19 protein-coding genes are annotated in these 24,300 nt (G+C 63.7%); 8 read left to right on the top strand and 11 right to left on the bottom strand.

Annotation, left to right across the window (positions count from 1 at the left end):
* Window positions 1–5 precede the first annotated feature (5 nt).
* A complete protein-coding gene (locus tag EI293_RS15880; protein ID WP_125439525.1) occupies window positions 6–1,181 on the top strand; it encodes a serine hydrolase domain-containing protein in 1,176 nt (391 codons plus the stop codon).
* Between the two features lie 12 nt (window positions 1,182–1,193).
* Here the strand turns inward: EI293_RS15880 and EI293_RS15875 are convergent, their stop codons facing one another.
* The 3 genes from EI293_RS15875 to EI293_RS15865 all read right to left on the bottom strand — a co-directional run bounded on the left by EI293_RS15875 (window position 1,194) and on the right by EI293_RS15865 (window position 3,726).
* Window positions 1,194–1,907, bottom strand: coding sequence for a DUF421 domain-containing protein (locus EI293_RS15875; RefSeq protein WP_125439524.1), 714 nt, complete (start codon window positions 1,905–1,907; stop codon window positions 1,194–1,196).
* Window positions 1,908–2,006: 99 nt separating this feature from the next.
* A complete protein-coding gene (locus tag EI293_RS15870; protein WP_170170400.1) occupies window positions 2,007–2,504 on the bottom strand; it encodes a GNAT family N-acetyltransferase in 498 nt (165 codons plus the stop codon).
* Window positions 2,505–2,772: 268 nt separating this feature from the next.
* Window positions 2,773–3,726 (bottom strand): aldo/keto reductase, encoded by a 954-nt coding sequence (locus EI293_RS15865; RefSeq protein WP_125439522.1) that lies wholly within the window; start codon window positions 3,724–3,726, stop codon window positions 2,773–2,775.
* Between the two features lie 136 nt (window positions 3,727–3,862).
* Between EI293_RS15865 and EI293_RS15860 the strand changes: the two genes are divergently transcribed.
* The 3 genes from EI293_RS15860 to EI293_RS15850 all read left to right on the top strand — a co-directional run bounded on the left by EI293_RS15860 (window position 3,863) and on the right by EI293_RS15850 (window position 7,212).
* A complete protein-coding gene (locus EI293_RS15860; RefSeq protein WP_125439521.1) occupies window positions 3,863–4,441 on the top strand; it encodes a YdeI/OmpD-associated family protein in 579 nt (192 codons plus the stop codon).
* A gap of 68 nt (window positions 4,442–4,509) precedes the next feature.
* Window positions 4,510–5,298 carry a class D beta-lactamase gene (gene blaOXA, locus EI293_RS15855; protein WP_170170399.1) on the top strand — a complete coding sequence of 263 codons (789 nt, stop codon included), beginning with the start codon at window positions 4,510–4,512 and terminating at the stop codon, window positions 5,296–5,298.
* 330 nt (window positions 5,299–5,628) lie between these two features.
* Window positions 5,629–7,212: an N-acyl-D-amino-acid deacylase family protein gene (locus EI293_RS15850; protein ID WP_125439519.1), complete on the top strand. Its 1,584-nt coding sequence runs from the start codon at window positions 5,629–5,631 to the stop codon at window positions 7,210–7,212.
* Between the two features lie 11 nt (window positions 7,213–7,223).
* On the opposite strand, the gene EI293_RS15845 is transcribed toward EI293_RS15850, so the two are convergent.
* From EI293_RS15845 to EI293_RS15815, 7 genes are all read right to left on the bottom strand, one after another.
* Window positions 7,224–8,120 carry a WG repeat-containing protein gene (locus EI293_RS15845; RefSeq protein ID WP_125439518.1) on the bottom strand — a complete coding sequence of 299 codons (897 nt, stop codon included), beginning with the start codon at window positions 8,118–8,120 and terminating at the stop codon, window positions 7,224–7,226.
* A gap of 43 nt (window positions 8,121–8,163) precedes the next feature.
* A complete protein-coding gene (locus EI293_RS15840; protein WP_125439517.1) occupies window positions 8,164–9,513 on the bottom strand; it encodes an alpha-amylase family glycosyl hydrolase in 1,350 nt (449 codons plus the stop codon).
* 198 nt (window positions 9,514–9,711) lie between these two features.
* Window positions 9,712–11,199 (bottom strand): serine hydrolase, encoded by a 1,488-nt coding sequence (locus EI293_RS15835; protein WP_125439516.1) that lies wholly within the window; start codon window positions 11,197–11,199, stop codon window positions 9,712–9,714.
* A gap of 266 nt (window positions 11,200–11,465) precedes the next feature.
* Complete coding sequence (locus tag EI293_RS15830; RefSeq protein WP_125439515.1) at window positions 11,466–12,791, bottom strand: carboxylesterase family protein; 1,326 nt, start codon at window positions 12,789–12,791, stop codon at window positions 11,466–11,468.
* A gap of 87 nt (window positions 12,792–12,878) precedes the next feature.
* Window positions 12,879–13,289 carry a DUF983 domain-containing protein gene (locus EI293_RS15825; RefSeq protein WP_246010676.1) on the bottom strand — a complete coding sequence of 137 codons (411 nt, stop codon included), beginning with the start codon at window positions 13,287–13,289 and terminating at the stop codon, window positions 12,879–12,881.
* A 132-nt stretch (window positions 13,290–13,421) separates the two neighbouring features.
* Entirely contained in the window at window positions 13,422–14,282 is an 861-nt protein-coding gene (locus tag EI293_RS15820; RefSeq protein ID WP_125439514.1) for an AraC family transcriptional regulator, read from the bottom strand.
* Window positions 14,283–14,477: 195 nt separating this feature from the next.
* Complete coding sequence (locus EI293_RS15815) at window positions 14,478–14,945, bottom strand: hypothetical protein (protein ID WP_125439513.1); 468 nt, start codon at window positions 14,943–14,945, stop codon at window positions 14,478–14,480.
* A gap of 64 nt (window positions 14,946–15,009) precedes the next feature.
* Between EI293_RS15815 and EI293_RS15810 the strand changes: the two genes are divergently transcribed.
* From EI293_RS15810 to EI293_RS15795, 4 genes are all read left to right on the top strand, one after another.
* Window positions 15,010–16,197 (top strand): helix-turn-helix domain-containing protein, encoded by a 1,188-nt coding sequence (locus EI293_RS15810; protein ID WP_170170398.1) that lies wholly within the window; start codon window positions 15,010–15,012, stop codon window positions 16,195–16,197.
* A 374-nt stretch (window positions 16,198–16,571) separates the two neighbouring features.
* Window positions 16,572–17,090, top strand: coding sequence for a hypothetical protein (locus tag EI293_RS15805; RefSeq protein WP_125439511.1), 519 nt, complete (start codon window positions 16,572–16,574; stop codon window positions 17,088–17,090).
* Between the two features lie 46 nt (window positions 17,091–17,136).
* The gene (locus tag EI293_RS15800; RefSeq protein WP_125439510.1) at window positions 17,137–17,694 is read left to right on the top strand and encodes a YceI family protein; all 558 of its coding nucleotides are present in this window, start codon (window positions 17,137–17,139) and stop codon (window positions 17,692–17,694) included.
* A 77-nt stretch (window positions 17,695–17,771) separates the two neighbouring features.
* Window positions 17,772–18,113 (top strand): hypothetical protein, encoded by a 342-nt coding sequence (locus tag EI293_RS15795; RefSeq protein ID WP_125439509.1) that lies wholly within the window; start codon window positions 17,772–17,774, stop codon window positions 18,111–18,113.
* 72 nt (window positions 18,114–18,185) lie between these two features.
* On the opposite strand, the gene EI293_RS15790 is transcribed toward EI293_RS15795, so the two are convergent.
* The gene (locus EI293_RS15790) at window positions 18,186–24,275 is read right to left on the bottom strand and encodes a LamG-like jellyroll fold domain-containing protein (RefSeq protein ID WP_125439508.1); all 6,090 of its coding nucleotides are present in this window, start codon (window positions 24,273–24,275) and stop codon (window positions 18,186–18,188) included.
* Window positions 24,276–24,300: the final 25 nt, after the last annotated feature.

The following is a 24,300-nucleotide window of genomic DNA, read 5'->3' as shown; positions in this document are numbered from 1 at the left end:
GCAGTATGAAAGCACTTCTCTTCCTTGCGGGATTTTGGGCGGCCACCCAGCCCCTGGCGGCCCAGCCGGCCCGGCCGTTTCACACCCTCGATGGCCGTACGCTCCGCCCCGCCGACGTGGACCGCACCGTACGGCAGCTCTTGGATTCGGCCCGCGTGACGGGGCTGGCGGTGGCCCTGCTGGAAAACAACCAAGTGCGCTACCTGCGTACCTTCGGTTACCGCAACGTGGCCGAAAAAGCTCCGTTGGAGCCCGGCACGGCTATGTACGGGGCCTCCCTGAGCAAGGCCGTGTTTGCCTGCCTGGTGATGCAGCTGGTGCAGACCGGGCAGCTCAACCTCGACAAGCCGCTGCACGAGTACTTGGGCCGGCCGATTCCGGAACTGCCCGGCTGGCAGGACTTGGCCGGTGATGAGCGGTGGCGCCGGCTCACGGCCCGCATGGTGCTCAGCCACACCACCGGCCTGCCCAACTGGCGCTGGATTGAGCCCGATAAAAAACTGCGGTTCAAATTCGAGCCCGGGGCGCGCTATGGCTACTCCGGCGAGGGCCTGCAGCTGCTACAAGTGGTGGTGGAAACCATTGCCGGCAAACCTTTGCTGCAACTCAGCGAAGAACGGTTGTGGCAGCCGTTGGGGCTCACGCGCACCAGCTACGTGTGGCAGCCGGCCTTCGAGGCCAACTACGCGCTGGGCTACGACGAGCAGGGCCAACCGCTGGAAAAGCGCCACCGCCACACCGCCCAGGCCGCCGGCTCGCTCGAAACCACCCCCGCCGACTACGCCGCGTTTCTGGCCGCCCTCATGCAGGGCCGGGTGCTGCCGCCCGCCGCCCTGGCCGAAATGACCCGCCCCCAGATCCGGATTCCCTTCCGGGCGCAGTTCGGGCCGCTGGCCACGGTGGCCGCGCCGGATAGCAACCGCACAGTGCAGCTGGCCTACGGGCTGGGCTGGGGCGTTTTTCAGACCCCTTACGGGCCGGCTTACTTTAAGGAGGGCCACGACGACGGCTGGGAAAACCACAGCGTGGTTTTTCCCCAACAGAAAAAAGCCCTGCTTCTGCTAAGCAACAGCGCCAATGCCGACAAAATCTTCCGGCCGCTCCTGGCGCAGCTGCTCGGCGATACGGCCACGCCCTGGCAGTGGGAAAACTACGTGCCGTACAACTACGCGGAGAAATAGCGTGGGGCCGGCCTACGCAATCCGCCGGGCGTCGCAGGCCGGAATCCAGACGCCCTCGTGGCAGCTGGTACACTGCGCCTGCTCGCCTTTGGCAATGGGTTGCACGTGGCCGCAGCAGGCGCAGGCGTAGGTACCGGCCTGCTCCACGCGGTGGCGCTTGTCGGCCTTGCGCTCGGGCAGAATGGGCAGGCCGGGCCGCACGTCCTCATCGGCAAAGAAATAGATGCTGACCTCGCCGGTGGCCTCAATGTAGGCGCGGCGGACCTGGCCCAGGTGCTCCACCTGCCGCAGCCGCAGCTCCCCGAACAGCTCCTTCTGGGTGAGGTTCTGCCGGGTAAAGTTGGGCAGGTTGATTTCGCCGTCTTCCACCAACAGTACCGGCGCGCCTTCCAGCCAGTCAGAGAACTTTGGGAACCGCTCGGTGAGGCGGTTAAACAGCAGGTACAGCCCCGATACCACCCCGAACACCACGGCCGCATGCAGCAGCGGAGTATCGTGGTAAAGCATGGCGTCGCCGGCGGCGGAGCCCAGGGCCAGGATGATGCTCAGCTCGAAGATGGACAGCTGCCGTACCCCGCGCCGGCCCGTCACGCGCAATGCCCCGATGATCATCAGGTAGGTCAGCACGCAGCGCAGCACCACTTCCAGCAGAAACAGCGGCGGGGCTTCGTCGGAAAACAGAATCCGGTTCCAGTCGAAGGGCTGGATAGCGGCGGCAAGAAACATAAGCAGGGAGCGGCTAACGAACGGAGGAACGGGTAGCCGGTCTAACGCAGGGCGGGCGCGGGAGTTGGGCGCGGGCGTCGCCGGCCGCCTATCCGGGGCCTAATCGGGCCAGTCGTGGGGACCGGGCGCGGGCAGCAGGGGCAGCACCAGGTGGTAGGTGGTGGGGGCAAAGCCCATGGCCGCCCAGAACCGGTGGCCCACCTCGTTGGCCACGGCCACCTGCAGCTCCAGGTGGTCGGCTCCCTCGCGCAGCAGCCACTCGCGGGCCGCCCCAAACAGCTCCCGCCCGATGCCCAGCCGCCGGAAGGGCGGGCGCACCATGGTTTCGGCAATGTAGCCGCGCCGCTTGTAGTGCATGCCGTTGTTGCCGATCTGGTACATAGCAATCAGCAGGCCCGCCAGTCCGTCGGGGGTTTCGGCCACGAAAAACCGCGTGTAGGGTTCCCGCAGGCGGCTGAGCAGGGCTTGCTTGAGCTCCACCTCGGCCATGCGGTGATAGCCGAAAATGGGGTGGTAGGCGTGATGGGAATCCATCAGCTCACACCATAGGCGGTACACGGCGTGCAAATCGGAGCGGGTAGCCGGGCGAATAATCATGCGGGGAAAGCAGCGGGCGAAGTGGCAAGATGCGGACGGATGGCGGACAACCCAACGGCCGGCCGGAAAAGAATCCAACTCCGGCATTGCCCGGGCAGCCAAAAGCCCCCGGCCGCACATGCGGCTACCGGAGGCTTTTAGGTGTAGATGAGCAGCAGGGCGAACTTTGCAGTTCGCGTCCCCGCGCCGTTCGGCTGGTTATAACGGCCTAGGGACGCGGACTGCAAAGTTCGCGCTACTGCCTGCCGAACTGCAGTCAGCGGCGGAACTACGCGCTGGCCTGGTTCAGCTCCTGTACATCATCGGCTGAGAGGTGCAGCTGCATGGCTTTGAGTAGCTCCGTCACCTGCCCGGGGGTGGTGGCGCTGGAAATGGGGCCGGTGAGGCCGGGCTGGGCCATCAGCCAGGCCAGGGCTGCCTGGGCGGGCGAGGAGCCGGCGTGGCGGGCCACCACGGCATCAAGAGCGGCCAGAATGCGGCGGCCCCGGTCGTTGAGGTATTTGGGGCCGATGCTGCTGCCGCGGATGCTTTTGGCGAGGTCGGCCTCGGTGCGGTACTTACCCGTGAGGAAACCCGAGGCCAGTCCGAAGTAGGGAATCACGCCCAGGCCGTGCTCCAGAATCAGCGGCTGCAACTCTTTCTCAAAATCGGCGCGGTTGTAGAGGTTGTACTCGGGCTGCAGGCTTTCGTAGCGCGGCAGGCCGTGGGCCGCGCTGGCGGCCAGCGCCTCGCCCAGGCGGGCCGCCGAGAAGTTGCTGGCCCCGATGGCGCGCACCTTGCCTTCCCGGATCAGCTCGGCGTAAGCTTCCAGCGGCTCGGTCACGGGCAGCGTCTCATCGTCCTGGTGGCTCTGGTAGAGGTCGATATAGTCGGTCTGCAGGCGCTGGAGCGAGGCTTCCACCGAGCGGCGGATGTAGTCTTTGGCCAGACCCTTGGTGCCATCGCCCATCTGCATGCCCACTTTGGTGAGGATGAGGACATCGTCGCGGCGGCCGCGCTGCTTCAGCCACTTGCCCAGTACGGTTTCCGACTCGCCGCCCTGGTGGCCGGGGGCCCAGGCCGAGTACACGTTGGCGGTATCAATGGCATTGCCGCCGCCGACCACAAAGGCGTCGAGCACGCGGAAGGAAGCGGCTTCGTCGGCCGTCCAGCCGAAGACGTTGCCGCCCAAAACCAGCGGCGCAAGTTGCAGGCCGGAGCGGCCCAGTTCACGGTGTTGCATAAAGCGAATCGAAAAGGGGAGGAAGGGTGGTAGCAGAAAGGTATGCGAATACGAGTTGGTATAACTGTCAGTCGCGCCCGATGGTTATTGCTCACCGCAGCCCTGGCAGTAACGGGTGGCCCGCGTATCTTCGGCTATGGCCCGCAAACTCGATACGCTACCCGTACTAAATGCCCATACCCGCGCGGACTGGCGCGCCTGGCTGACCAATCACCACAGCCAGCCGGATGGTATCTGGCTCACGCTCTACAAGAAAGCGAAAGGGCCGGGCTACCTGAACTACGCCGAAGCCGTGGAAGAAGCGTTGTGCTTTGGCTGGATTGACTCGGTCCCCCGCAAGGTGGATGCACTGTGTTACCAGCAGTATTTCTCGCCCCGCAAACCGGGCAGCGTATGGTCGGGGCTGAACAAGCGGCGGATTGTGGCCCTGCAAGCTGCCGGCCAGCTGCACCCGGCCGGCTTGGCCAAAATAGAAACCGCGCAACAGGACGGCAGTTGGGCGACTCTCGACGCCGTGGACGCGCTGGAACTCCCGCCCGATCTGGCCGCCGCCTTTGCCACCCAGGATGCCGCGTACCAGAACTTTCTGGCTTTTCCGCCCAGTGCCCGCAAGCACATATTGCAGCAGTTGATAGCCCTGAAGCGCGCCGAAACCCGGCAGCAGCGCATTACCCGCATCATAGAAAAAGCCGCCCGCAACGAGCGGGCCGTGTAAACCAGCGCTCAGTAGGTGGGTTGCCGTATCTTCGCGCCATGCGTTGGCTGCCCGGTTTGCTGTTGAGTATGTTCCTGCTGATCACCGCCGCCGCCCCGCCGCTCCCGGCGGTGGTGGAGCGGGATTTCCAGCCACAGTTTGCGAGGTACGGCGTGCAGGGCTCGTTTCTACTCTACGATGAGCCGGCCGGGCAGTACGTGGCCTATAACCTGAAGCGCTGCCGCCAGCGGTTTTTGCCGGCTTCCACCTTCAAAATCCCCAACACGCTCATCGGGCTACAAACCGGCGCCCTGCCCGATACCGCCGAAATTTGCCGCTGGGACGGGGTAACGCGCAGCTTCCCGCAGTGGAATCAGGACATGACCTACGCCCGGGCTTTGCGGGTTTCGTGCGTGCCGTGCTACCAGCAGCTGGCCCGGCGCATTGGTGTGGCGCGCTACCAACAGTGGCTGCGCCGCCTGCGCTACCCCGGTATGGTGGTGACGCCCGCCACGCTGGATACCTTCTGGCTCGGGGGTAAGTCGCAGATTAGTCAGGTTGAGCAGGTGGATTTTCTGCGCCGTCTGCAGGCCGAAACGCTGCCCGTGGAAAAGCGTCACCAGCGGGCCGTGAAGCAGCTGCTCATCCTCCGCAAAACGCCCGAATACACGCTTTACGGCAAAACCGGCTGGCGCTTCCGCTCCGCCCGTAACCCCGACAACGGCTGGCTGGTGGGCTGGCTGGAGCGCGCCGACGGCCGCCGCGCCTTCTTCGCCCTCAACGTGGAGCCCCAGCCCGGCCCCATCAACGACGACCAGTTCATTGCCAGCCGCCGGGCCGTGACGGAGGCCGTGTTGCGGGAGCTGAAGTGGTTGTAGAAAGTAATCCGAAGCTAACCGGAACGTGATGCTGAGCGAAGCCGACGCATTTCGGCCGCTTCGCTCAGCATCACGTTGAGCATTAGCCAGAGGTAGAGCTATTTCGGCTCCGCTTAGCATGACGTTTCTGATTAGGCTGTGTCTGAAAACTCCCAAACGGTCATGCTGAGCTTGTCGAAGCATCTCTACCGCTTCGTTTAACGGCTCAGGCGAAGCAGTAGAGATGCTTCGACAAGCTCAGCATGACGTTCAGCGAATTGAAACCGACTTTTCAGACACGGCCTAGTTCAGATACTATCCGGTTTGCCGTCTATTCATAGCTCCAGCAACATGCGCCTTCTCCTGTTACTCTCGTTGCTGTTGCTGGCTCAGCTGCTGGCCGCCCAAACGCCCCGGCGGGCCGATATCCTCATTCGCAACGGCCGCCTGTATGATGGCACCGGCAACACCTGGACGCTGGGTGACGTGGCCGTGCGTGACGGCCGCATTGTGGCTGTGGGCCGCCTGCCCGCCGATTATCCGGCCGATACCGTGCTGGATGCCCACGGCCTGGCCGTGGCCCCGGGCTTCATCGACGTACACACCCACATTGAGGACGACGAAGTGCGCCAGCCTACCGCCGATAACTTCCTCTACGACGGCGTAACGACGGTAATAACCGGCAACTGCGGCTCCTCCCGCCCCGATTTACGCCGCTACTTCCGCCAGTTGGATAGTCTGCACCTGTCTGTAAACGTGGCCTCATTAGTGGGGCAGGGCACGGTGCGAAAGGCGGTGTTGGGCCGGGCCCAGCGGCAGCCTACGGCGGCGGAGCTGGCCCGTATGGAGGCCTTGGTGGACAGCGCCATGCGCGCCGGGGCGGTGGGCCTGTCGTCGGGGCTGATTTATATTCCCGGTACCTACACCCGCACGCCCGAGCTGGTGCGGCTGGCGCGGGTGGCCGGCCGCTACCACGGCCTCTACGCCACCCACATGCGCAACGAATCCGACAGCGTCCGGCAGGCCATTCAGGAGGCTTTGCAGGTAGGCCGTGAGGCGGGGGTAGCTGTGCAGATTTCCCACCTCAAGCTGGGCGGCCAGCAAAACTGGGGACACACTGATGAGCTGCTGCGCCTGATTGAAGCCGCCCGCCAAAGCGGCCAGCCCGTCACCATCGACCAGTACCCCTACACGGCCAGCTCCACCAGTCTCAGCACCCTACTGCCCGACGATGTGCAGGCCGATGGCCGTGACTCCCTGCGCGTCCGGCTGGCCCGCCCGGCCACGCGCCGCGCGGTAGAGGAGTTTCTGGTGCAGCGGCTGAAGCGCAAAGGCCTCCGGCATTTCAGCTACGCCGTGGTGGCCGGCTTTCCGCCCGAGCCCGGCTATCAGGGCCGCAGTCTGGAGGAAATCAACCACCTGCGCCGCCGCCCGCACACCGCCCGCGCCGAAGCAGCTACCATTCTGGACCTGGTGTTACAGTACGACGCCGGCATGGTGTTTCACGGCATGAGTGAGCCAGATGTGCAGAACATCCTGCGCTACCCCCAGAACATGGTGGCTTCCGATGCCAGCATCCGGGTGTGGCAGGAAGGCGCGCCGCATCCGCGCGGCTACGGCTCCAACGCCCGGGTGCTGGGCCACTACGTGCGCGAGTTGCATATCATCACCCTGGAGGAAGCCATCCGGCGCATGACCAGCCTGCCCGCCCAAACATTCGGTTTCTCCGACCGGGGCCTGCTGCGTCCCGGTTTCGCGGCCGATATTGTGGTATTCGCCCCCGTCACGGTGGCCGATAAATCCACATTTGCGCAGCCTCACCAGTATTCGGTGGGCATGCGCTACGTGCTGGTCAACGGCCGCCTCACCGTGCGCGAAGGTCAACATACCGGCCAACGTGCCGGGCAGGTGCTCTACGGACCAGGGAAACAGTAGCGCGGGGCCACTTAATGAGGCAGCCGGTACACCTGCTGCTGCTTACCCCGGTAGCCAACGATGGTAGAGTCCGTAAAGGCTACTCGATGAAAACGCAGGGGTAGTACCTCCTGACCCCGTGTGTTCAACACGCCAATTTCACACCGCTTGTTGCGAACCAGCGCAAAGCCACGGTGGAACCGGTAATACGGCGCAACATCCCGGAAGTGCGCATTATCCCGATTCAGGCACAGTGGATACGCATACGTGAAAGCCGTAATGGCTTGGTTTTGCGGGGTGATGAAGCCCACAGAGTGGTCGTCAACGGTGCTGACAGCCGCAAATCCCTCGGAAAAATCCTGCCAGATATATGCGTAGGTGGGCCTGATTTTTTCCTGTCCATCCTCCCCGATAAACCCCCACTTGGCTCCCTGTTTCACTGCGGCCATGCCCTCCGAAAACGGTTTTACCTCATCATACACCGGCTGTACCACGAGCTGACCCGTTGCGTCAAGTACTCCCCAGCGGCCATTTATCCGCGCGGCCAGCCATTGTCGGGGATGATGAAGCGGAACGAGTTCCTCGTACTGAAACGGCAGCACTTGGTGGCCTTGCTGATTGATCATGCCTGCGCGGTTATTCTTCTTCACCAGTGCGTATCCTTGCGCGTCAAAATCCCGGGAATCAGCATCGAAAGGACTGCCGGGAATAATTCGTCCCTGCAGGTCGAGGTAATACACGGCGGAAGACTCCCCACCAATTGTCAGGCTACCATTCTCGCCAAGCTTATAGGCCCGAAAAGGAGGTTCTGCTCTGTTGGTAGCAAGGAAGAAACCCCGCTGCCGGTAACGGGACACGACAGAATCCGGCAGCTGAGCGGAAGCTACCCCGGAAATACCTAAAAGAATAAGCAGGAAACCGTAGCGCATACAGTGCAAAGAACTACAGTCAACGTTGGTACGGCAACTAAATTCACACCCGTTCCAGCACGCGCCAGCCGTGGCCGGGTACCGGCAGCTCGTTGCCGGGCTGGAACATCAGCTGCTGCCCGCTGAATACGTCCTGCCACGTTCCGGCGGCTTCGGCAGGTAGGAGCAGGGCCGTTTCCCGGGCTTCGGCGTTGATGACGCAGAGAACGGCCGCGCCTTCTTTCTCGCGCAGGAAGCCGTACAGTTGCTCGGGGCCGGGGAGGCGGCGGAAGCGGCTGGCCGGGTCGCCGTTGCGCAGGGCCGGGTGGCGGCGCTTGAGCTGCAGCAGCTTCGTGTAGAACTCCTGGAGCGGAATGGTTGACCAGTCAATCGTGTCCCGGTCAAAGAACTGCAGGCGGCGGTTGAGGGCGGCTTCCTGGCCCGAGTACACCAGCGGCATGCCAGGTAGCAGCACCGTAAGCACGGCAAACGGCAAAGCCAACGGCCCCAGTCGCTCGTACTCGGTGCCGTCCCAGCTGTTCACGTCGTGGTTGCTGGTGAAGTGCATCAGGTACACCGAGGGCGGGTATTTGGCCCGCTCGGCAGCTAGGTACCCGTCGATGTCGGCGAGGCGGGCTTTGCCCTCGGCAATGTGGTCGAGCAGGTAGTGCAGGCGCAGGCCGAAGCTCATGTTGAAGGCCCGCTCCAGCAGTTTGGTGTCGGAGTTGAATTCCTCCCAGCTCAGGCCGCCCGAAGGGTAGAGTTCGTCCCACTCAGCCAGCATGAACAGCGGCTTCACTTCGTCCAGCTCCAAGCGAGCCTCGTCCCAGAAATCGGTGGGCACCAGCCCGGCCACGTCGCAGCGGTACCCGTCGATGCCGGCCTCGCGCAGCCAGTAGAGCAGGGCGTCGGTCATGTAGCGGCGCAGGCCGGGCTGGGTGTAATCAAAGGCTACTACGTCGGTCCAGTCGGCTACGGGTGGCACCAGTTGGCCGTGGGCGTCGTGCTGGTACCACTCGGGGTGCTCCTGCACCAATGGGTTGTCCCAACTGGTGTGGTTGGCCACCCAATCGAGCAGCACGCGCAGGCCCAAATCGTGGGCCGTTTGCACGAGGTGGCGCAAATCGTCGAGGGTGCCAAACTCCGGATTCACCCCGAAATAGTCCTGCACGGCGTACTGGCTGCCCAGCGTGCCCTTGCGCTCCACCTGCCCAATCGGGTGAACCGGCATCAGCCACACGATGCTGATGCCCATGGCCGCCAGCCGGGGTAAATGCGCCTCAAAGGCCCGAAAGGTGCCCTCCGGAGTGAAATTGCGCAGGTTTACTTCATAGATGGTGGCGTTGGCAGCCCACTCGGGGTGGCGCACCCGAAACAGGTGCGACTGAGGGTGCAAAGGTTCTTCGGCAGACATAGCAGGTGTGTTTCATGCGGTTGAACGACGGGAAGCGGCAGATGTTCTTTCAGGAAATGGTGTGGGTAGTGAAGACTTCTGCTGAAAACAGGAACATCATTCCGAGCTTGCCGAGGAATCTCGCATGCTGACGTTAGAATACTTTGGCAACATCAGCACGCGAGATTCCTCGGCAAGCTCGGAATGACGTTTTATATTTTACTGCTTCAGATACTCAGCGGCGGCGCGGTTTTTCGGGTTGAGGGCCAGGGTGCGGGTGTAGTGCTGGGCGGCCAGTTTCTTATTGCCAAGGGCAGCGTAGGTTTCGGCCAGGCTGTCGTAGGTGTTGGCGCTTTGGGGGTAGAGCTGCACGTTGAGCTGGAACACGGTCAAAGCGTCGGTGAGCTGGCCCTGCTCTACCAGGGAGTAGCCCCAGGCATTGACGGCCGTTTCGGGCAGTTCGTAAGCCGGGTTCTGGCGGCGGGCTTTCTTGACTTCTTCCGGCAGATAAGAGAAGCCGCGCCGGCACAGCGTGCGGTGCAATGTGCGCAGGGAGGGCGGCAGCCCGAACCCATCGGCCACGCGCATATCGGGGAGGTAGCAGGCAGCCAAAGCATCCACGAACCGCTCGGGGTTGGCCCCCTGCAGGTTGGTCAGCACCACAATGGCCAGCTCATCCTGCGGGTACACAAACACGGCCGAGCGGCCCCCGCCCACCGGGGCCACGGCCGGGTGCTCGGGGCGGCCGGCCGTGGGCCAGCCCAACGCGTAGCCATTGAGCTTGCCGCCGAAGCTTTGGGTGGAGCCGTCGGTAAGGCGGCCGGGCGTCCAGAGCGTGGCCAGACTTGGGGCCTGAAGCAGCTGACCTTGTTGCAGGGCTATAAGCCAGTTGGCCACTTCCTGGGCCGTGGAGCTCATGCCGGCTGCCGTGCGCAGGGAGGGCGGAAACACTTCGAACAGGTTACGCAGCTCCTTGCCCCGGCGCGGTGCTCCGTTCTGGTAGTGCGTGAAGGTATAGCCGCGGGCCAAGTGGGGCAGCACGTTGTGGGCGTCGCCGAAGCTGGTGCGGGGCATCTTCACCACGTTCAGCTGCCGCTGCTGAATAAACTCGGCAAACGGCTGCCCGCTGAGCTGGGTGATGAGGCGGCCCAGCAGCAGGTAATTGGTCTGGTTGTAGGCAAACCGCTCCCCGGGCTTGAATTCCAGGGGCTGCTGTTGCACCTGCTGCCAGGTGGCGGCTTCGTTGTTTTCCGTCACCAGCGCGTCCTCGCCCATAATATCGGGCAGGCCGGAGGTGTGGGTGAGCAGCTGCCGCACCGTTACGGGGTGCCAGGGGGCAGGCAGCTCGGGTTGGTAGCGGCCGATGGGCGCGCCGAGGTCCAGCTTGCCGGCTTCCACCAACTGCATCACCGCCACGCCCACGAAGGCCTTAGTGATGGAGTTGAGGAAAAAGCGCGTCTGCCCGGTTACCGGCACGGAATCCTGCACGTTGGCCAGGCCGTACTGTCCCAGCTTCACTACCTGCCCGTGGCGCACCACCGCCAGCTGCAGGCCCGGAATGCGCAACTGCCGCATGGCCTGCTGCACCAGCATATCCACGCTGTCGGGGGCGGCGGTTTGAGCGGTGGCAGGAGCGGAAATACCCAGCAGTAGTGTTAGGGTGCTGCCGAAGAGGCCGGCGCAGAGGGAGCGGAAACGCGTTTTCATAGTGCGGTGGAAGAAGGAGTGGCGGTGCCTTGGGCGGCTATAACCGGGCACCTGCCAGGATAGATGGGCTGTCAGCGTTAGCAGGTGCCCAATTGCTAGGTCATATATATAAGATGCTGATTACTTTTTTCAATAAAAACGCAGGAGGCCCTGGCTACCCAGCCACAGCCTCCTGCGAGTTGATAAAACAGCATGCATACCCACCGCTACCATACTTGCCACGGTCTGATAACACCAGACAAAAGGGAAGTGGCGTCTGCTAAGCGTTACACCCGCCGCACATCCAGAACTCCGGGCAGGTGAATGGCGGCCGGAAGCTGACCAGTGCGGGCAAAATCGGCCCAGAACTGGCGGATGGGGCGGCCGGCGGCTTCTACCTCGGGCCAGGCCGCTTCGCCCAGTAAGGGCACCGGCGCCCAGGCTTCGGCAGAGCCAAACAGCAGCGGCAAATCGATGGTGTGGGCTCCGCCAAACTCGCTGCCCGGCGGGTGGTAAGGAACGGAGAACAGGTAAGCCCGGCCGCCGGCCCGGGCGTGGCGGCGGGCAAAAGCGGCGGCTGGCCCCACGTAAATCCGCCGCGAGCCGGCCCTGATGAGCGCCTGCAACAGATCCGGAGCCGGACGGGGCAGCGTGAGCAGGCGGCGCAGGCGGGGGGCAATGACGGCAAAGAACCGCAGCTCATCGGCCGTAGCCCCAATCAGCACATCAAACTGCGGGGCCACGGCTTGCCAAACCGCAGCGGCAGAGGCTTCGGGCGGTAACGGAAATGCCCCGTACTGCACCCCGAACGGCATCCCGGCCTTCAGGCCCGACCACCGCGCGGCCCGCTCCGCTCGTGGCTGAGTGGCCAGCACCTGCTGCAGCGGCGCGTCGGGCAGCAGCGGCGCTACGGCCGCCGCCATGGCCCGCGTCATGCGGGCGCGGCCGGGAGCCAGCCCTAGCGGGGCGCTGTGCAGAATTACGCGCCGGAACAGCTTGGCCGCGCCTTCAGTCAGCATCAGGTGGGCCGCCGCGTCGCCGCCCGAGGAGTGGCCCAGGAGCGTGACGCTACCCGCGTCGCCCCCGAAAGCGGCAATGTTGCGCTGCACCCAGCGCAAAGCACTCAGTAAATCGAGCAGACCCAGGTTGGCGGGCGCGTGCTGGTGGCCCAGGAACCCCAGCATGCCCAGGCGGTAATTCACGGCTACTACTACCAGTCCCTGCTCGCGTACCAGCGGGGCGGGGTCGTAGAACGCCAGGTCGCCGGCCCCGCTCACGTAGGAGCCCCCATGAATCCAGACCAGCACCGGCCGCGCCGGCCCCGTTTGGTAGTCGGGCGGGGCCGTTACGTTCAGCCGTAGGCAGTCCTCATCGAAAACGCGCCCGGCCAGGGCCGGCCCCAGTGCCTCCTGCAAAGCGGGGTCGGGCACCTGGGGGCAGACCGGGCCGGGGGCCGTGGCCGGGTGGGTTTCGGAATAAGGCGGCTCATCCACGGGGGGCTGAAACCGGGCGGCGCGGGCGTAGCGGATGCCGCTGGCGCGCACCAAGCCGGCGTGGTGGTAGCCCAGCAGCGGGCCGTCGGAAGTCAGGAACAGGGGAGCGGAATCAGCCATGCAGGAGGATAAACAAATCGGCCGGGGCCGTCCTGCATACCGCTGTCCGGGCGGTGGGGTTGCCGGGAGCGGAGCCGCCCGGCCGGTTTACCGCCGGATGGCGGGGGCGGCTTCGGTCCGGTAGCGCGGGTCGTAATCAATACCGCCGAACAGGTAGAGCAGCACGGTGCGGGAGTAGCGCAGGCTCAGAGGCGTGAGCAGCACGGCCGCCACGGCCACGCTGGTCACGTACACCCACACGGCCGGATCGTGGAGCAGGTGATACACCAGAAAGCCCGTTACCAGCATAATGGCCGTGGAAAACGCGTAGCTGATGTACATGGCGCCCCAGAAAAACCCAGGCTCTGGCTCGTAGTGCTGCCCGCACACGGGGCAGTCGGCGGGCATTTCGGCGAAGCGCGTAATATGGAGGGCAGAGGTAGTGAACAAGTGGCCCTGGTGGCAGCGCGGGCAGCGTTGCTGCAATAGGGACAGGGCCGTTGAATCGAGGGTTGCCATGAGCGAGGGGGCGAAGCCGTTGGAGCTTCATGACAAAGGTAAAACCAACCGCACGCGGCCGTAAGAGCCGTTTACGGGTTTATCTGGTACAAATCAACGGCAAGCTCGGAATGACGTTCTTTTTCTCACTTCTCACTTCTCACTTCTCACTTCCGCCGGGGTCTGGCCCGTGTGTTTGCGGAAGTAGCGGCCGAAGTAGGAGGCATCCTCGAAGCCCAGCGTGTCGGCTACCTGGGCGGCGGTGGCATCGGTGTGGCGCAGCAGGCGGCGGGCTTCCAGCAGCACCCGCTCCTGAATGAGGGCGCTGGCGGTTTTGCCCAGGTGGCGGCGGCACAGCGCGTTGAGGTGGTTGGGCGAGACGTGGAGCCAGTCGGCGTACTGCTGCACGGCGCGCTGCTGGCGGAAGTGCTGGTTGAGCAGGCTGCCGAACTCGCGCAAGAGCTGCTGGGCGTGGCGGGGCTCTTCAGTGAGCCGGGCCGGGGTGGCGGGATAGTGGCGGGCGGCCAGCTCCAGCGCCAGCAGCAGGTAGGCCCGGAATACCTCGTCCTGCTGGGGGGCGGGGGTGGTGTGCTCCTGCCACATCTGTTCCAGTAGGGGGCGTAGCTCGTTATCGGGAGCCGGGAGCTGCAGGGCCGGGGCGTGGGCGTGGTCGAAGAACGGGTACTCGAACAGACGGTTGCCGGGGTGGCGCAGCAGGTAGAACTCCGCCTCGAAGAGCACCACGTAGCCCTGGGCATCGGCGGAAAGCTGCCAGTGATGCACCTGGCCCGGCGTCATGAAAAACACGCTGCCCGGCTGTAGCTCATAGGTTACCAGATCAATGGTGTGGGTGCCCTGGCCGTGGGTGACGTAGAGCAGCAGGTAAAAATCGTGGGCGTGGGGCTGACTCACGCCGGGGAAGTTGGCGACGTGCCGGGCCAGCCGCTCCAGGTACCACGGCCGCCGCGCCCGCCCCTGCGGAAACGACTCCAGCGTGAAAACGGGTAGAGGCATGGGGATGGGGTGAGAGGGTATGAAGGTAGGAGGGTATAAATTAACAGCACGTCATTCCGAGCTTGCCGAGGAATCTCGCGTGCGGACGTTGTAATGGTAATCAGACAGATCTTATGGCGGTGGACCAGATAAAGTGGTAGCGCTGCTTCGGCTTCTCTCAACACGACAATCCCGCGCTGTTCCACAGCCGCCACTCTACTCTTCTCCCTCAAACCGGCGCAGGCGCTTTTTGCTGAGCTCGTAGCTGAGAATGGACGGTACGTAGAACGTCACGTCGGCCAGGAGTTTGGCCAGCAGGATGCCGCCGCTGCGGCTGCCCGTGAGGCGGGGTAGCCAGTACATGAGGGCCGGCCGGATGAGCAGACTGTCGAGCACCTCCGCCGGGCCGAACTCGACTGCCAGGGCGCGCAGGTTCTGGCCCAGGGTGCGGCGGGTGTAGCGGCGGCCGGCGGCGCGCAGGTGGCGGCGCGTCTGGCGTACATCCTGGCCCAGCAGCCACCCGAAGTAGGCCACGTTGCCGGCCCAGGTACCGGCCAGGGCCGCCCGCAATTCCTGCCCCGGCGCCAAGTGCCACGCCAAGCCCGCCCCGGCCAGCGTGGCCACCACCGAGAGTCCCTCGGCCGGCAGGTAACGGCGCGCCCACTCGCGGATTTTCGCCTTCATGCGAACTGGAAAAAAGAAACGGCTACTTTGCCGGCCCCGGTCAAAGATACCGCCGCCCGCTGCTATGCAAATCCCGTTTACTCCGTTGGTGCTGGTGCTCTGGGCCGTGGTGGCGCAGGCCCTGCTGGCGGCCGGCCTGCTGTGGGTGGCCCCGGCCAACCGCCTGCCCAACCGGTTTCTGGCCCTGCTGATGCTGAGTATTGCTTTGTGGCTGCTCGATGGGTTTTTCCGGGTGGCCAACATCTACGGCCAGAATGCCAACTGGTATTTCGCGCCCATTTACTACTCGTTTGCTTTTGGTCCGCTGCTGTACTTCTACGTGCGCAGCCTGGTCAATCATGATTTTCGGTTCACGCGCCGGCACTTGGTGCATTTCGGGCCGGTGCTGGTGCAGGCGGCGCTGTACGGGTGGCTGCGGCTGCAATCCTACCCTGAGCGGTTGTGGTTCTGGGAGCAGGTACACCGGCCCGTGACGTACCGGGTGGAGTTTATCGGCACCTGGATTTCCCTCACGCTGTACCTGCTGCTGAGCCTGCGGGTGCTGCGCGGGTACCGGCGGTGGCTGGCAGATAACTTCTCAGAAGTTTCCCGGCTGCGGCTGCGGTGGCTGCGGGTGTTGCTGGTGCTGGTGGGGGTGGTGAGTGCGCAGTGGCTGCTTGAAGTAGTGCTGCGCGAGTTCTTCGGGCTGTATTACGAGTACGACTACTCCACCGAGCTGTTGGGCGGGGTACTGTTTCTGGTGGGGATAGTGGGCTTGCGCCAGGCCGATATGCAGGCCGTCCGGTTCGAGCCGGATGCAGAGCCGGAACCAAACAGGCCACCCAGAGCTGCGGCAGAAACCGGAGTTGCCGGGGAAGTTTTGCCGCTACCCACTGCGGCGGAAGCCCCGGTATCCGCCGACCCGCCTATCAGTCCGGCCGTGGATGCGGCGGTGCTGGCTCGCATCCGGCACGCGCTGGAGGAGGAAAAGCTGTTTCTGAATCCGACGCTCACGCTGGCCGAGCTGTCGGCGCACACGGGGCTGGCTCCCCGGCTTATTTCCTTCACCGTCAACCAGGGTTTCGGCCAGAGCTTCAACGACGTGGTGAACGGCTACCGGGTGGCGGAGGTGAAGCGCCGCCTGGCCACCCCGGATGCCCAGCGCCTGACGCTGCTGGGCATTGCGCTGGAGAGTGGCTTCAACTCCAAAACCACCTTCAACCGCATCTTCAAGCAGTTCACCGGTGTAGCCCCCCGGGAGTGGCAGGGGTAGGGTTTGAGGGTTGAGGGCAGGAGGGTGTGAGGGTGGGAGTTGTCATTGCGAGCAGCGCGAAGCAATCCTTCCTTCACCCAACGCAAAACCTTGAAATGCAGAAAGCCCCTGACGTCCGTGCTGGCGTCAGGGGCTTTTGCACAGGTCGATGTTTTGTGCCCTGAAAAGGACGGATTGCTTCGCGCTGCTCGCAATGACAACTCCTACCCTCATACCCCCTTACCCTCACACCTTCCTACCCCCTTACCCTCTCACGCTCGCACCCTAAAACAGGTTCCACATCATGAATTGGGGCGTCCCGGAGCGGTATGTGGGGCGTTTGCGGGGGATGAGCACGGCACCTTTGGGTCGTTCAACAACCACTCCCGAACCCCATGAAGACGCTCCTGTTGCTGCTGGCCCTGGCCGCCCCGGCCGCCACCCCGCTGCTGGCCCAGACCACCCCTTCCGCCTGGACCGACCACCGTCGTGTGCTGCCCGATAAGCTGCGGCAGGTGTCGGTGGGCCTCACGCTCTGGCACTCGCCCAATCCCAATTACCCCGAGCCTAACCCCGAGCAGCCGGGTGGCTACGTGTGGAAACACAGCACGATGCTGCGCGCTGAAGTAGGGGAGTTGACGATAGTGGAGTGCGGCAGCTTTATCTGGTACGACGACACCGGCTGGAAGCAGAACCTGACCCAGACGCCCGCCGAGTTTGCCGAGCTGTTCCGGTGCCCCGGCGGCCGGCTGCTGCCTGGCCGCACCTACACTTTCGCCAAAAACTACCGCTTCGCCGATAACGCCCGCCAGCTCTACGGCGGCGACGCACTCTGGTACATCCTGGCCCGCGACGCGGCGGGCACCCTCTACAAAGGCATGGGCCTGATTGAAACCGAAGCTACCCCGCGCTAAAGCAGGCAATACTCCCTATCCATCCTCCCTCTTACATCACTCCGCCATGAAAGTGCTTCTTGCTTTGTTGCTCATCTGCGCACTGGCCGCCGCCCGGCCCGCCACCGACACCTACCAGATCAACCCCGCCGCCAGCCGCGTCACCTGGACCGGCTACGCCGAAGTGGGGAGTTATGCGCCTTCCGGTACCGTGCAGCTGCGCCGGGGTACTTTCGCCTACGATGGCCGTACGCTGCGGGCCGGCCGGTTCGAGTTCGATATGCGCACTATCGAGCAGGAGCAGGCCCAACTGGCCGAGCACCTGCGCGGCCCCGATTTCTTCGATGTAGCTACTCACCCAACGGCCGTTTTCGTGCTGAGCGAAGTCCGGGCCGGCCGGGCCAGCGGGCAGCTCACGTTGCGTGGCATCACTAAACCAGTACAGTTTCCGCTCACGCTGACCCCGCTCCCCGGCGGGCCGCTCCGCGCCACCGGCACCGTTACCCTCGACCGCACGCAGTTCGGCATCAACCACAATTCCAGCAGCTTTTTCCAGAACCTGGGCAGCTACGCCATCCGCAACGAGTTCACGCTGGCTTTTGATGTGGTAGCGACCCGCCAGTGAGGGCTACGGGCAACGTCGGCGGCCCGGGCGGCGTACAGTTTCTGACATCCGTATTCCGTCCCTCAACCCACTGCCCTATGAATCACAACGCCCGCATCGAAGAAACCATCCAGAACATCTATGATGCGCTGGAAAACCACCATAACCAACCCGTTGAAAACGGTATCGGCTACATCGATGGCTGGATTTCGGCCCTCGACGGCCTCGGTGGCTCGGCCCTGACCGGCCTGCAAACCGAGCTGCGCAACCTGCGCGGCTACGTGGAGCGCGACGACCGGGCGGCCATTGCGGCCTCGCTGCAGCACCTGGGCCAGGAAACGTCCCTCATTGCCCGCAACCTCCACGATGCCACCGGCGACCAGCTCCGCCACCTGGGCCAGACGCTCATCACCGCCGCCGGCAACCTGAAAGTGAGCTAGCCCGCCTCGCATCCGGCACAAAAAAAGCCCCGACACGCTACCGTGTCGGGGCTTTCTGTTAGGCGTGGCTGGTTAGTGCTGCACCATAACCTGCTGGTGAATCACTTGTCCGTCCAGAACCAGACGGAGCGTATACACGCCAGTAGGCAGATTAGCTACTGACAAATGAATGTCTGAGCCGGCAGCGGCAGTCAGCGGGTTACTAAGCTCTTGCACCGTCCGGCCCTGGGCATCAAACAGCCAGCCCTGGGCCTTGCCGTATGGTCCGCTCAGGCGAACTGTCAACTGGTTGGTGGCGGGATTCGGGAACACCAGGGCCGTCAGCGCCGAGGCAACGTTGGGCACGTGTACCGTTTGCACGGCCGACAGGGAACTGGTGCCATCCATATCTACCTGCCGCAAGCGGTAGTACACCACCGAACGGGCGTAACGCGCCAGGTTGGCATCCGTGAGCGTGTACTCATGAGGCTGATTGCTGGTGCCGTGGCCCGTTATGCGGCCCACGGCCCGGAACGTGCGTCCATCCACGCTGCTCTCCACCTCGAAGTAGTTGTTGTTCCGCTCCTGAGCCGTAGCCCACTGCAGCAGCGCGTCGTTGTCCTTGCGCTCCGCCGTGAAGCGTACCAGCTCTACCGGCAGCGGCGAGTTGCCGTAGGTGCCAATGAACGTCTGGCTGAACGAGGTAACCGGGAAGGTAACGGTGCTGGCCGCCGCGTTGGCTGCCGTAGCCGAAATGGGTGCATCAAATGCTCCGTCGGCGTTGCTGCCACGCTTGTAGAGCTTCAGGTTGGCCGGAGCCGCCGCATCACCCACGCTGATCAGGCCCGGGTCGAGCGTGTAGGTAATGTTGGCTGTGAAGCTGTTGCCATTGTACTTATTCACAATCCAGTAGGCCCGGGTGTGGGTGCTGCGCAGGTTGGGGTCACTGACCTGCGTGCCCAGCGGCGTGCCTTCCAGACGAGCCACCACCACGTCGTACGGCGCTCCGGCAACGGCCGTGAAGTTGATGGCCACGTTAGTGCCCGTGAACGAGTAATTGCCGGTTCCGGTAACTGACTGCAGATTGCTGACCCCGGCTCCTACGGGGGCCGTGCTGGTCACGCGGGTTGCGCCCGCAAGTGTGCCCACGGCGCCCGAAATAATATCGGTGGTCGTCGTGCCGGCATCGTTGAACTGCAGGTACGATGCCAGACCGGTTTCGGAGCCCGAGAGCGTCAGGTGCCGGAGCTGCCGGATTTCCGTTGCGCTTAGGGCCCGGGTCCACTGGCTTACTTCCTCAATGTCGCCGGGGAAGGTAGTTCCGGCGGGGCCCGTGCTGCCAATGAAGTTGGCGGCGGTGCTGGCCGGGGTGCGGGCGGCGACGGCGGGCGTCAGGGAAGTTATGGCCGTGCCATTCAGGTACACCGTCAGCACGCTGCCGGTGTAGGTAGCGGCCACGTGGTTCCACTCGTTCGTGGCAATTACGTTGGAGTTAAGCTCGGTATTCTGGGGCTGGGTTGCGCCACCGGAACCAAAGCCCGCCCCAATGCGCCCGTTACCGGTTACATACACGTAAGGGGCCGCAGTGTTGTTGGTACCGTTGCCCAGCACGTAATAATTCGTGTTGCCTGTGCCACCGGTACGTTTGATCCAGGCCATCTGGGTGTAGGCGCTGCCCAGCACGGGCAGGGGACTGGCTCCGAAGCTGACGTAGCCGGCGGTGGTGCGCAGGGCTGTACCCGCCACGCGGCTGATCTGCACGATCTGGCGGCTGCCGGCCGGGGCCGTTACGCTGGGCGTGCGGGCACTACCGCCGGCCGTCAGGCTGATCACTGTGGCGTCAAGCTGGTTACCGATGGTGGCGTTGGCATTCACGTCGTACACAAGGAAGAAGTAGTTGGTACCCGTGGCTAGCTGCTGGTTGCCCGTGAAGCTGAAGAAGCTGCTCAGGTTAGTCGCCGTCGCGCCAAACTGCGTGGTGGTGGCGAAGGTGCTGCTGGTGCCGGTATAGTACAGGCGGGCCGCGTCGATGTCCGCCAGTGGGGCAGTGCTGCCGGTAGTTTGGAACGACAACGAGGTAGCCCTCAGCGCCGGCGAAGTACCGCCCCCGGCCACGATGGCCACCCGCAGAATCTCTTGGTTGGTGCTGCCCGCCGCCACGCGGCTGACGTTGGGCTGGTCGGACGTGCTGCTGATGTAGACGGCCGGGTCGGTTACGGTGAAGGTGTTCGTGTTGCCCGGGAAGCTTTGTAGCTCGCCGGGGCGCTGAGCCCTGGCGTACACCTGGTGCACGCCCACGGACAGGGGCGTGGGCTGAGACGTAGCCCAGTTGCCGCTGCTGCTGGCCAGGATAGTGTTGACGCTGATGCCGTCTATGTACACCGTGACAGTGCTACCGGCTACGGCCGTGCCGTTGTAGGTAGGCGTATTCGTGCTAGCGGTGCTGCCGTCCGATGGCAAAAGGACCACCGGGGCGTTGGTGCGGGGCTGGTTGTACTGGATGCTGAACTGCGTAGCGGCCGTGTTGCCGGTGTTGTTGGCATCCTGGGCCACATTGGCGGCCACATCTACCGTTACCGCGCCCGTGGTGCTGGGCGTTACGGTGAAGGTGTACGTGGAGCCCGAGCCGCTAAAGCTGCCCGTGGTTACCACGCCGTTGCTCACCGTCACGTCGGTGGCATCGAAGCCTGTCACGCTTGCCGAAAAGGTCACCGTTACCGGGATGGGCACCGTGGTGGTCGGGTTCGGGGCCGTGCTGCTGATGGTCGTCGTCAGGGCTGGGGCCGTCACGCTGAACGCGGCCGAGGTGAAGGTCTGGTACGTGCTGCTGGAGGTCGGCTGAATGTTGCCCACGAACACATTGTTGGTGCCGTCATTGAGGAACACGTTCACCAACTGGTCACTGGGGCCATTATTGCCGCGCTGGGCGGCCAGGAAAGTCACCTGGTAGCTGCCCGTGGGCACGGCCAGGTTCTGGGCAAAGCTGGTGCCGTTCTGCAGGAGGGCCACCGCGTCGCCAGCCGGGGCCGTCGAGGCAAAGCCGTCAATGCTGTTGCGCGATACGCCGGCCGTTGCCCCGAACGTCCAGGGCGCGGCGGCTACGGGCGGGGTGCTGCTTGCGTACAGGAAGCTGCCCGCCGGCACGTTGTTGGTTTCAAAGCCGCCGTTCTGCAGGCCGTTCGCGAAGGCTGAGCCGCCTTGCAGCACCTGCACCTGGTCCACGAAAGCCGTAACATCCCCGTAGTTGCCACTGGCCGAGCCCGCGCCCCGCAGGGTGAGCAGCGGCGCGACCGGGAAGCTCTTAACGATGCTGTACTGCTCGCCGCTGGTGTAGGGTACGTTGGTAACCGTGGGCGAAATACCGGTGCTGTTGTTCACGTTCAACTGCAGCGTGCCGTTGCCGGTGCCGGTACTGACGACCACCGTGTAGGTGGTGCCCGAGCCCGATACGCCGCCACTGGCTACGCCGCTGCCCGTGGGGCCCGTCACCGTGAAGTTGCTGCTGCTCACGCCTGTCACGCTGCTGGCGAAGACCACCCGGTAGCTCACCGTGGCCAAGGCCGTGGGCGAGGGCGAGAGGCGCGTCACCGATACGACCGTCGTGTTGGGCTGGTTGTAGGTGATGCTGAACGACGAAGGGGCGGCGGTGTTGAAGTTGCTGGCCGCGTCTTGGGCCACGTTGGCGGGTACGCTCACCGTGGTAGCCGTGCCGGGCGTGGTCGGCGTCACTGTGAAGGTGAAGATAGTGCCGGGGCTGGTGCCGTTGACGACGTTACCGGTAATCGTGCCGTTGGTCACCGTCACGTCGCCGGCCACGAAGCCCGTCACGTTTTCGGAGAAGGTCACCGTGAAAGGAATCGGTGTGGTCGTCGTCGTGCTGCCGGTGGCGCCGGCCGAGCTGCTGACGGCCACCGTTGGGCGCGTCTTGTCGATGCTGTACTGTTCCCCGGCAAAGGGAAGGGTATTGCTGATGCCGGGCGAAATACCGGTGCTGTTAGCTAGGTTCAGCGTCAGCGTGCCGTCGCCCGTGCCGGTATTGACGACTACGTTGTACGTTGTGCCCGAACCCGAGACGGTACCTACGCTGGCTCCGCTGAGGGTGGTCGTCAGGTTGAAGTTTGAGCTATTCACGCCCGTCACGCTGCTGGCAAACGTCACCGTGTAGTTCACCTGAGCCGCGTTGTTCGGGTTGGGATTGGTCCGTACGATGGATACCACCGTGGTCGGGGTCGTAAACGTCTGCACGTTGCCGTAGCCGGTGCCAGCGGAGTTGGTGGCGTAGGCCCGCACGTAGTACGTAGTGCCGGCCGCCAGGCCCGCAATGGTTTCGGAGAAGCTGTTCGTCGTGGCGGTATTGACGTCCTGCGTAACACCCGTGCCGCCGATAGTTGGCGTCGTGTTCGAGCTGCTATACACCACGCCGCGTTCCGTCAGGGCCGCGCCGCCGTCGGCCGTTACGTCGCCGCCGAGCACGGCGCTGCTGCCCGTCACGGTAGTCGGCGTTTTAGTTGTCAGGGTTGGGACCCGCACACCCGTCACCCGGATGTTGTCGAAGGCCAGGTCCTCGCCTGCGTCGGAGCGCAGCTCCAGTTTGAAGTCCAGGTTGGCCACGGCGGCGGCGGCAGGAAGATTGAATACGACGTCCTGCAGCGTGGGGCTGAGAGTTACGCTGTTCCCGCTGACAGCACCGCCGGTACCGCCGCCCACGAAGGAGCCGAACTTCTGCCAGCTTCCGCCGTTGGCGCGGTAATACAAATCAAAATAGTCACTGTTCTCCCAGCCCGTGTTTGAGCCCAGGGCAATGGTGAAGCGCAGATTGCTGTAGCCGTCAGCATTGACCGGGGCCAGCTGCAAGGTGCTGGTGGGCGTTGATGGGTTGGGGGTAGTGTTGGTACCTTCACCGTACCAGAAGCCGCTGCTGATGCCGGTAAAGGTGGTTGCGCTGCCCGGGGCCGGGTTAGTCATCGAGCGGAAGAAGCCGGTCGTGGTGCTGGCGCTCTGAAAGCTGTTGCCGAAATACCGGGTGCCTTCCCCATCAGAATCGAAGCTCTCGGTGTAATTCAGCGCCGCCGGGGCGTTGAGTGTGAGCGTGATGGGAACGTTGAGCGAGGGGTTGTTGCTCAGCGCGGTACCGTTGTACACCTGAAACTCCACCTGCCGCGTGACGCCATTGAGCGTAGTTGTATTGTCGCTAGAGTACGTTATGGAGCGCAGGGCGGTCTGGTAGTCGTCCTGAGTTCTAGCCGGGCTGCTCAGCGTCAGCGTACCGTTGAGGTACGAGCCGGAAATGCCGTTCTGATTAGTGAAATTCAGGCGGTCCTGAGCTTGGAAATTGACTATTTTGATCGTCGCGCCCGTAAGCGTTGTAGCGGAGTTGTCGGAGTAGCCGACGACCACCGTATTGGTGAGCTGCACTGGGGTGCCGGGGCGCTCGGTGTAGCTCACGGCGGTGGTACTGCCTAGGTTTTTCAGCTCTGGCTTGGTCGCCACATCCAGCGTACCCGTCACCCGGATGTTGTCGAAGGCCAGTTCCGGCTGCCGGCTATCTACCACCACCCGCACGCGCAGGCCGTTGCCGGTAGCAGGAATGTTGACGGTGATATCCCGGAACTGCGCATCCAGCTGCGGCGCTGCGGCATCCGGAATGCTGTCCAGCGGCGAGCTGAGGTCTTGCCGGAAGCTACCGATATTGCCATTGTCGCCCAGCAGCAAACCCGCCGTAACAAACGTGCCACCGTCGAAGGAGTACTGAATTCTGATTCGGTCGGCGGTGGTTACGGAATTGCCGCCGGCGCACCCGCAACCAGAGCCACCGCGCGGCGCCGCAAAGGCCACCTTAACAACGAGGTCTTTATAGTTTCGGGTGTTGATTTCCCTGAGTACAACGTAACGGGAGGAGCGGGCGTAGGGATTTCCCGGCGTGCCGCGCGAACCTTCCGTCGCCCAGAAACCGGTTCCCTGCTGATTACCCAACGCCACTGCCCGAAAAGTGGGGTAGTTAGTGCCCTGAGCTACAGTTGCCCGTTGGAAATATTCCAGAGCGGAACTGCTGAAGGAGTTGGAAGTGTAGTTATTGCCCTCACTATCCGTTTCGAAAGTCTCCGCAACTGGCATTGTCAGTTGCTGGGCCCGGGCTCCGAAGGTGACAAGAATCAATAAAAACGAGAGTATTTTTTGTTTCATATATCTCAGATGAAGTTGTGAAAAA

The organism is Hymenobacter perfusus (assembly GCF_003944765.1).
Classification (GTDB): Bacteria; Bacteroidota; Bacteroidia; order Cytophagales; family Hymenobacteraceae; genus Hymenobacter; species Hymenobacter perfusus.
Note: the sequence above shows the minus strand (reverse complement) of the source record. Positions and strands in the feature narration are given on the sequence as shown.